This window comes from Frankia sp. KB5 (assembly GCF_002099325.1).
GTDB lineage: Bacteria > Actinomycetota > Actinomycetes > Frankiales > Frankiaceae > Frankia > Frankia casuarinae.
Genome location: NZ_MRUJ01000295.1, coordinates 1 through 8,386 on the forward strand (window position 1 = coordinate 1; position 8,386 = coordinate 8,386).

The following is an 8,386-nucleotide window of genomic DNA, read 5'->3' on the forward strand; positions in this document are numbered from 1 at the left end:
AAGCCAGGCACGGTTCAGGGACCGCAGACCGTACTCAGGTCCCCCAAATTCACCGGCCGTCGGCTAGGACAGTTCGGCTAGGACGGTTTAAGTAGGTACGGCGATGGTCCAGGGCAGAGGTGGAGGGGCCGATGCAGGACGGATGGCTGGGACGGCTCACCAGAGCGTTCCCCGACGACCCCGGGCTGATCAACCTCAAGGCGGCCGTCCGGGTTGCCTTCATCGCCCCCACGCTGCTGGCCGTCACCTATCTGGCTGGTGGGGACGTGCGGCTGAGCCTGTTCGCCTGGTTCGGCGCCTACACCCTGCTGGAGTTCATCGACTTCACCGGGCCGACCAAGACCAGGCTGTTGGCCTACGTCGCGTTCGTGCTTATCACCGTCTCGCTCATCGTCATCGGCGCGTTGTGCTCCCGGACACCTTGGCTGGCGGCACCGGTGACCGCGCTGGTCGCCCTGGTCGTGCTGTTTTCCGGGGTCCTCAACGCGTATTTCGCCGCCGCCGGACGGGCCACGCTGATGGCCTTCGTCCTGTCGGTGATGACGCCTGGCCCGGTGTCCGCCATTCCGGAACGGCTCGCCGGCTGGGGGGCCGCCATGGTGGTGGCCGTCACCGCGGCCATGGTGCTGTGGACGGAGCGGCCCCCAACACGGCTGCGTGCCGCGCTGGCCCAGGCGTGTCGGTCGATGGCCGCCGGGGTGGCGTGGACGACCATGCCTTTTCCGCAGTCTGACGGGACCGGGGCGGACGGGACCGGGGCGGACGAAGTTCCCCGGATCTGGACCGACGTGTTCCACCTGCGCCGCAGGTTCGCCGAGACCGCGCACCGGCCCAGCGGTGTCGGCGGGCGCACCGCGGCGCTGGGGTATCTCGTCGTGGACGTCAACTGGCTGGTCCCGTTCGCCGAACCGCGTGCGGACCGGAATCGGATCGCGGCGGCATGCTTCCCCCGCGAAGCTGCCGAGATCCACACCGCCGCCGCTGCCACGCTCGCCGCCGCGGCCGATCGACTCGACCGCGGTCCACGGCCGAGCGAGAGGCTCGGCCTGGACCGTTTGGAGCGGGCTGAGCGGAGGATGCGCACGGCCCTGCTGGACTACCTGGAGGGGCAAGTCAGCCGGCCGGCGCCGGACGCTGACGGGTGGAGCGCCCGATCGGCCCAGAAGATGGATGATCTCGTGGTCGCCGAGTCGGAGCAGCCGCCGGCGGACCTCGCGATCGCCGAGGCGTTCCGGCTGCGCAGGCTGGCCCGGGGGACCCGGGAGCTGGCGACGAACGTGCTGCAGGTGACCGCGCCGGCACCGGCGCTGCGCTCCTGGGTGCGGCCGCGTGGCTGGCCCGCCAGGCTAAGGCGGCTCACCCGGCGAGGCGCCGCCGCCACCGATCTGGCCGCCGGATATGCCAGCATCCGGTCGGTGTGGTTCCGCAACAGCGTCCGCGGCGCCGTGGGGCTCGCCCTCGCTGTCGCCCTGGCCCAGAACACCGAGGTGCAGCACGGCTTCTGGGTCGTGCTGGGTACCCTGTCGGTGCTGCGGTCGAACGTGGTGGCGACCAGCTCGACGATCCTGCGGGACCTGCTGGGCACCGGGATCGGCATTGTGGTGGGTGGCCTGTTCGTCGCCCTGATCGGTACCCACACCGTAGTATCGTGGCCGCTGCTGCCGCTGGCTGTGTTCGTCGCCGGCTACATGCGACGGAAGTCGTTCTTCGCGCTGGGCCAGGCAGGCTTCACCGTTGCCATCCTCATCCTTTTCAACATCGTTGAACCATTAGGCTGGCGGGTGGGGCTGGTCCGCATTCAGGACGTTATGATCGGCTTCGGGGTTAGCCTGGCCGTGGGAGCGCTGCTGTGGCCGCGAGGAGCGGCGGCGGTAATCCGGCACCGTGCCGCCGCGGCCTATCGGATGGGCGCGGCTTTCCTCGCCCTGGTCGTCATGCGGGCACCCGGTGATGACGATCCGCCCAGCGCCCGGCCGCGAACCTCGCCCTGGCTGGACCCGGCCTATACCGACATGTCGGGCCATCCGGACGGCCCCGCGGACACCATCGGTGTGCTCGTGAGCCGGGTCGGCGCCTCCCGAACAGCCGGCGCATCCCAAACAGCCGGCGCATCCCGAACAGAGGACGCCGACACCGCGGGCCCGGACGATGCGGCCCTCCGCCGTCCCAGCCGGGACCAGCAGGTGGCCGCCGCGGCCCGCGATGYCATCCGCGCCGGGCGGCTGCTCGACGACGCGGTCCGTCAGTACCTGTCGGAGCAGCCTGACGGCCGGCTCGACGTCGACGCGCTCATGACCGTCGTCGGCGGGGCGCTGCGRCTGCGCCGGACCGCGCAGCTGCTGCACGCCGGCGACGTGCCCTGGCCGGCCGACATCCTGCGGGCCGGGGGCGGCGTCAACATGATCGCCTCGACCATAGAGATCTCCGCCGCGCTGCCCGATCTGGCCGCAGCCCAGGAAGCGGTCACGGTGGAGACGACCGAGCTGTGCGACTGGTATCTGCGGTTCGCCGAGGCACTCGGCGGCGGCAAGCCTCCGCCGCCGGCAGACCCGAACCCCACTCCCGGCCCGGCCAGCATGGCGGCGCTGGCCGTGGTGCGCCATGGCGCCGCCGCGCACCGACGCCCGGAACTACGCGCCGGCGTGGCGCTCGCAGCACGCGCGACCTATCTCGACATCCTGCGTGGTCTGCAACCGATGCTCACTGACGCGGGCCTGGCGCTCGTTCACCAGGGCCCCGCTGGACGCCGCGGCTGGGCGGCCGACGTACGACCCCGGCGGACTCGCCGGATGCCACGCTGATGAACCCATCCGTTCGCTGACTTCGTTACGGTCGCCCGTCGTGGCGCAGGTGCCCCACCTGCGCCACGACGGCCGATCAGTTCACCTGGGCGTGCCGCCGGCCATCGGCCGCCGGGACGAGCCGGCCGCAGGCCGCCGGGTCGGTCGCCTCCTCGGGCAGGGCCGGATTGAGCTCGCTGCGGCCGGGGCCGTCGTAGCGGCCGTTGTGGCTGAAGTCGACACCGTGCTGTTCGATCACGCCCTCACCGGCCCGCAACTGCGCGGCGACCGCCGGGGTGACCGTGAACGTGCGGTGGTAGGTCGCATTCCCAACCGGGAACCTCGCCACCGCCAGCTCGCTGGCCGGGCTGGTGTCGCCGGACGTGGTCAGCGACACCGCGACCGGGCCACGCCACGGGTTGCCGTCAACGGTCCGGAAGTGGCCGTGGACGCCGGTGCCGGTCACGTTCGGCGGTGGACAGACGTGGCGGCCACCGATATGGATGTGCTGCGCGTGCGGCAGAGCCGGTGCCAGCCCGCGACTGAAGATCGAGATGGTGAGTTGGTCGCCCCGCAGGATCGCGGTAGCGGTGCTGCGGGCGCCGGAATGGTTCAACGGCATGAGTGTCGCTTGAAGGAAGGTCTCCGCGGCGCCGGAGCCGGGTGTCGGCCCGCCGCGGCCACCGTCGGCGGCCGCGGGTGTCGCGGCAAGCGCCGACAAGACCCCCAGCCCGACGGCAGGCAGCAGCACCTTTCGAATCAACTGACTACTCACAGTCATGAAGTCATAGAAGGACGTGGGCCCGGACGCGTCAAATCGACCGACCGAAACCTGCGGGGTGCCAGAACTGGGTCATCGGCGTTGATCTAGGCTTTTAGGCGGCCCGTTCGTATTCGTTGATCAAGCCGCCGAGGGCGGGGCGACGTGTGGTCCTTTTCTTGGTCAGATCAGCAACGGGATGGTCGGGCCGTGGTGGCTGAAGATCGCGACTACGGTGGGGCGTCGTTCGCTGTAGCGGRYCGCGTAGGCGTCCGCCTGGGAGTTCGGGGCGGGATCGCGACCGCGGTGATGCCGGCGTCGGCGAGGACCGCGTCGGCGAGGACCGCGTCGAACGATGCGGTGAGTCGAACGATGCGGTGAACTGTCCCGCCCGGTCACGGATCAGGAACGGACTTCGGGTGGATGCGGCGCAGCACTGCGACCTCGTGCCGCAGCACGAGCAACTCGATGTCCTTGGATGCCGACGACCGGCCGAGCAGCACCAGCCAGCCCCACACACCCGAACGAAGATCAGACAGAACAGATAGAACAGCCACACCGACGCAGGTGACCATGATGCCGGCAGCCGCGCCGCACATCGTCCCAGCTCACAGGCCCAAGCCGACTTCTGGCGCCCCACAGGCCGGCCGAGAGTACATGTCCCAACAGTTGATCCGCCGCTATTTGCGATGATATACCCTAAAATCGGTAGCCGAGGGTGGCCCACAGGCCACACTCCGACTGGATCTTCCTGCTTCGCCGGGTTCGCCCGGCCGAGCCAGCGTAAGGAGAGACRTGGCTGAGCARCACAATGGCACCGGGAACCCGACGGGCCATTCGAAGATCGACACGACGACGCCGCATTCAGCTCGGATCTGGAACTACTGGATGGGCGGCAAGGACAACTACCCGGTGGACCGCGAGGCCGGCGACGCCTACATCAAGGTGTTCCCGGGGATCGTCAYCCTGGCCAAGGAGTCCCGGCGGTTCCTCATCCGGGCTGTGGCCCACCTCGCCGGCGAGAGGGGCGTCCACCAGTTCCTCGACATCGGCACTGGCCTGCCGACGATGCAGAACACCCATGAAGTCGCCCAGCGCATCGCACCCGAGTCCCGCATCGTGTACGTCGACAATGACCCGCTGGTACTAGTACACGCCCGCGCCCTGCTGGTCAACACCACGCCGGAAGGTGTGACAACCTATCTCGACGCTGATCTCCACGATCCGGACCGGATCATTGCTGGTGCCAAGAACGTACTGAACTTCAACGAGCCGATCGTCGTCATGTTCATGGGGATCCTGGGGCACGTCGCCGACTTTGATGAGGCGCGGGCGATCGTGGCGCGGGTGGTGGCCGCCGTCCCGTCCGGCAGCTATCTACTGCTGTGGGACAGCACCAACACCAGCGAGGGCTTCGACGAAGCCCAGCAGGGCTATGACGACACGGGCGCGGTCCCCTACATCCTGCGCAGTCCGGATCAGGTTGCCCGTTTCTTCGACGGTCTGGAACTTCTAGAGCCGGGTGTGGTGTCGATCTCGCAGTGGCAGCCGGACGGCGCCGAGGGCTTTGCCGCAGTGGATGGATACGGCGCCGTGGCCCGTAAGCCGTAGAATTGGATGATCTAACTTTTGAAGGTTTCGCGCGGCCCTACCTACCGATAACGGGGAAGTAACGCAACACGCCCGGGTCCCATCCCTATGTACTCCTCCGGGAGAAACGGCCGCCGCGCGTGCCGTTGCCCGCGTGGGATGGCGCCGACGGCGGGTCGTACGACCTCGTGGCCGCCCTCGCCGGCCGGCGCTGCGCGGGTACGCCGCCAGCGGTTTCGCGGCGCCGATCCAGGTGCACCAGCGCAGGGAGGACGACCGCTCGCACCACGAATGCGTCGAGCGCCACACCGACCGCCAGACCCACCCCGAGCAGCTTCAGCGTGCGGGACGGCTGCGCCACGACCACCGACAACGCCAGGATCATGATGAGGTTCATGGTGAGGACGACGTGCCCCACGTCGGCATGGCCGCGGCTGACCGCGTCGCCTTCGAGYGCCCGCCAGCCTGGCGCATCGGTTTCGCGCAGTCTGCTCAGCAGGCTCAGGTTCATGCCCGGGGACAGGCCGAACCCGACGACCAGCACGAAGACCAGGATGAACGGTTCGATCSGACCGGCCTGGAGGCCCAGTTTCCCGGCGAAACGGTCCTGCTGGAAGACCGTCGCCAGGACACCGACCGTCGCAAGGCCGCACGACAGCTCCGAAACGGCGAGCACGGCGGCGGTGACGCGCGAGGACGCCGTGAGGAAGGTCAGCGCGCCCACCGCGAGCAGGACCACGAACGCGAACATCGGCAGCGCGTCGCGGAAGTCCGCGGCCATGTCGGCGAACAACGCCGCCTGCCCGCCCACGTAAGCGCGGCTCACGGTGGGCCGCAGTACCGCCGGCAGGACGTCGTTGCGCAGTCGGTGCACCAGATCGTAGGAGTCCGTCGACCGGGGCCCCGCCTGCGGCAGTACCTGGATCAGGRCCAGGCCCGACTCGGGACTGTCGAACGAAACGTATGCGTGTTTGACCCCCGGCGTCGTGTTGAGGGCGGCGACGACGTCGGTCACGGCGACGGTCCGGCTGCCCTCCCCCCGGTCGACGACGACGAGCATCGGCCCGTTGAGACCGCTGAAGAAGTCGCGGCTGACCACGTCATACGCGCGTCGCGCGGTGGCCGACGTGGGCTCCGCGCCCGCGTCGGCGCCACCGAGCCGCAGGGTTACCACCGGTGCCGCCATGGCGACAAGCAGCACACACGCCACGGCCACGGCGACAGCCGGGTGGCGCCCCACCTGCCTGGCCCACCACGATCRCACGCCCGGCCKGTGCGGTAGGCCACGACCCGTCGTGGTCAGGGAATGCCGTCCGACCCAGCCCAGCATCCGGGTGCCGCCGAGGACGAGCAGCGCTGGCAACAGCGTGAGGGTGACCAGGGCGCTGAGCACCCCGGCCACCCCGGCCGCGAGGGCGACTCCCGTGAATGGGCCCAGGTCCAGCAGGAGCACGCCGGTCATCGCCACGCTCAGGCACACGCCACCGGAGGCCAGGGCGGCGACCGACTTCACCATCGCCTCGGTGGCCGCGTCGACCGGGCCCACACCCCGTGCCAACGCGGTCTGCGCCCGGTACACGACCAGGACGGACCCGCCCAGGCTGACCCCGAGGGCGATCATGCCGCCAAGCAGAGCGGCGAAGGGAGTAGTCAGGACATGGTGGGACAGTACTGTCGTGACGGCCACGGTGGTGACGGTGGCCATGGCCGCGACGACAGCGGCGATCATGGCGGCCACCCTCGAACGCAGGGTCAGGCACAAGACCGCCAGCGCGACGGCGAGAGCGGCCAGCAGCGGTCGGATCGGGACGCCGGCCGAGGTGAGCGCGGTCGCGCCCGGTCCGCCCAGCTCCACCTGAAGCTCGGGACCGCCGTAGGACCGGGCCGTGGCCGAGACCCGTTTGATCGCGCCGAGGTCGAGTTCGAGCGCCGACGCTTTCATGATTACCGGAGCCACCGCCGTGCGCCCGTCGGCACTGACCGGTGACACACCCAGCACCATCCTGCCTAGTGGTCCGAACGGGTCGGCGACGGTGAGTACCCCCGGCAGCTTCCCGACATCGGCGAGCAGCTCCTCGACCTGTCGGTGCACCAGCGGGTCCGCCAGCGTGCCGCGCCTGGCGTGCAGCACGATCTGTTCGGTGTCCGGCAGGACGCCGCCCGGAATCACCTTGCGCGCCAGATTCATTGCCCGCTGCGACTCGGAACCGGGAACCGTCACATCGTGGCTGTATTGCGCGTGACCCGCGATCACGAAGAACACCGCGGGCAGGAGGAGCACCGCCCACATGCCGACCGCGATCCAGCGACGGYGGGCACACAGACGTGCGACGCCTGTCAACGCAACGATCAGCATGGTTGGCCCTTCGCTATTTTGGACAACCTATCTCGCGGACAAGCAACGTCAATCACTCTTTGGTGGGGCTCTTTGGTGGAGCTCGTCGTCCGATAATTCTGGAGACGATTCACGGGAGACGGCACTTTACGGCGTTCCCGCACGCCTGGCCTCGTGCTCGACCGTACCGCCACGAACTGCCCGACAACCGCTGTGACAAAATTTGTTCACCGATTCCGGCACCACATTTTTCGGTGGCAAGAATGTGGACGGYGGTATCGGTGCCGCTCGGGGTACCCCGATGGCGGCGCTGACCGGGTCGACTGGGTCGACCGGGCCGAGCTGGAGCTCCTCGCCCGCTTCACGATCGAGGAGCGGGTGCCGACACGTCGACCGGTTGYAGGTGCTCGCCGGGTTCGCGCCGGGCAACCGGCGGGGCACGCCACGGGTACCCTTTTGATCTTGCCGGGCCGGCGGYGAACCGGCCGGTGGCCTCAGCGTCTCAGTGCGGCGGTCGGGTATCGTGAGATCGCCCGCCGGCGTGGCGCAATTGGTAGYGCACTCGACTTGTAATCGAGCGGTTAGGGGTTCGAGTCCCCTCGCCGGCTCCAGACAGATGGYCTCTGACCTGCGGTTTCGCGAAGTCGGAGATCATCTATTCAAGATCGAAATGGGTTTGTGTGCGCATTGTGTGCGCATTCGGMAATTGTGTGCAGGGAACGATCATGAACGGGGTGTCCTCTCCGGGCGCCTGGGCCGGGACCTGCGGTCGCGACACCGCCCCGACGACGGTTACGTTCCGTTATCGCCTGCCGTTCTGAGGGCGGGTGGGATCGGCGAGAACGATGCGTGGCGGCTGACGGTAGCCGGTCCGCCATCCCACCCCACGCCACCGCGGCACGGGGATCGGACGTTCACGGC

At 69.0% G+C, this 8,386-nt stretch carries 5 protein-coding genes and 1 tRNA gene; 3 read left to right on the plus strand and 3 right to left on the minus strand.

The features are described from left to right. Window positions 1-131 precede the first annotated feature (131 nt). Complete coding sequence (locus tag KBI5_RS22705) at window positions 132-2,801, plus strand: FUSC family protein (protein ID WP_085016403.1); 2,670 nt, start codon at window positions 132-134, stop codon at window positions 2,799-2,801. A gap of 76 nt (window positions 2,802-2,877) precedes the next feature. Here the strand turns inward: KBI5_RS22705 and KBI5_RS22710 are convergent, their stop codons facing one another. Further along, window positions 2,878-3,531 (minus strand): hypothetical protein, encoded by a 654-nt coding sequence (locus KBI5_RS22710; RefSeq protein ID WP_235463145.1) that lies wholly within the window; start codon window positions 3,529-3,531, stop codon window positions 2,878-2,880. A 404-nt stretch (window positions 3,532-3,935) separates the two neighbouring features. Continuing rightward, a complete protein-coding gene (locus KBI5_RS28205; protein WP_241883117.1) occupies window positions 3,936-4,139 on the minus strand; it encodes a hypothetical protein in 204 nt (67 codons plus the stop codon). A 196-nt stretch (window positions 4,140-4,335) separates the two neighbouring features. On the opposite strand from KBI5_RS28205, the gene KBI5_RS22720 reads away from it, so the two are divergent. Then, window positions 4,336-5,151 (plus strand): SAM-dependent methyltransferase, encoded by an 816-nt coding sequence (locus KBI5_RS22720; RefSeq protein ID WP_085016404.1) that lies wholly within the window; start codon window positions 4,336-4,338, stop codon window positions 5,149-5,151. A gap of 85 nt (window positions 5,152-5,236) precedes the next feature. Here the strand turns inward: KBI5_RS22720 and KBI5_RS22725 are convergent, their stop codons facing one another. Then, window positions 5,237-7,486: an MMPL family transporter gene (locus KBI5_RS22725; protein ID WP_085016405.1), complete on the minus strand. Its 2,250-nt coding sequence runs from the start codon at window positions 7,484-7,486 to the stop codon at window positions 5,237-5,239. A 514-nt stretch (window positions 7,487-8,000) separates the two neighbouring features. Between KBI5_RS22725 and KBI5_RS22730 the strand changes: the two genes are divergently transcribed. Then, a tRNA-Thr gene (locus KBI5_RS22730) sits at window positions 8,001-8,076 on the plus strand. Window positions 8,077-8,386 lie beyond the last annotated feature (310 nt).

What these genes read in the sequence shown, in the direction of transcription:
- KBI5_RS28205 (WP_241883117.1), bottom strand. Translation starts at nt 4,139, where the DNA reads ATGTGCGGCGCGGCTGCCGGCATCATGGTCACCTGCGTCGGTGTGGCT.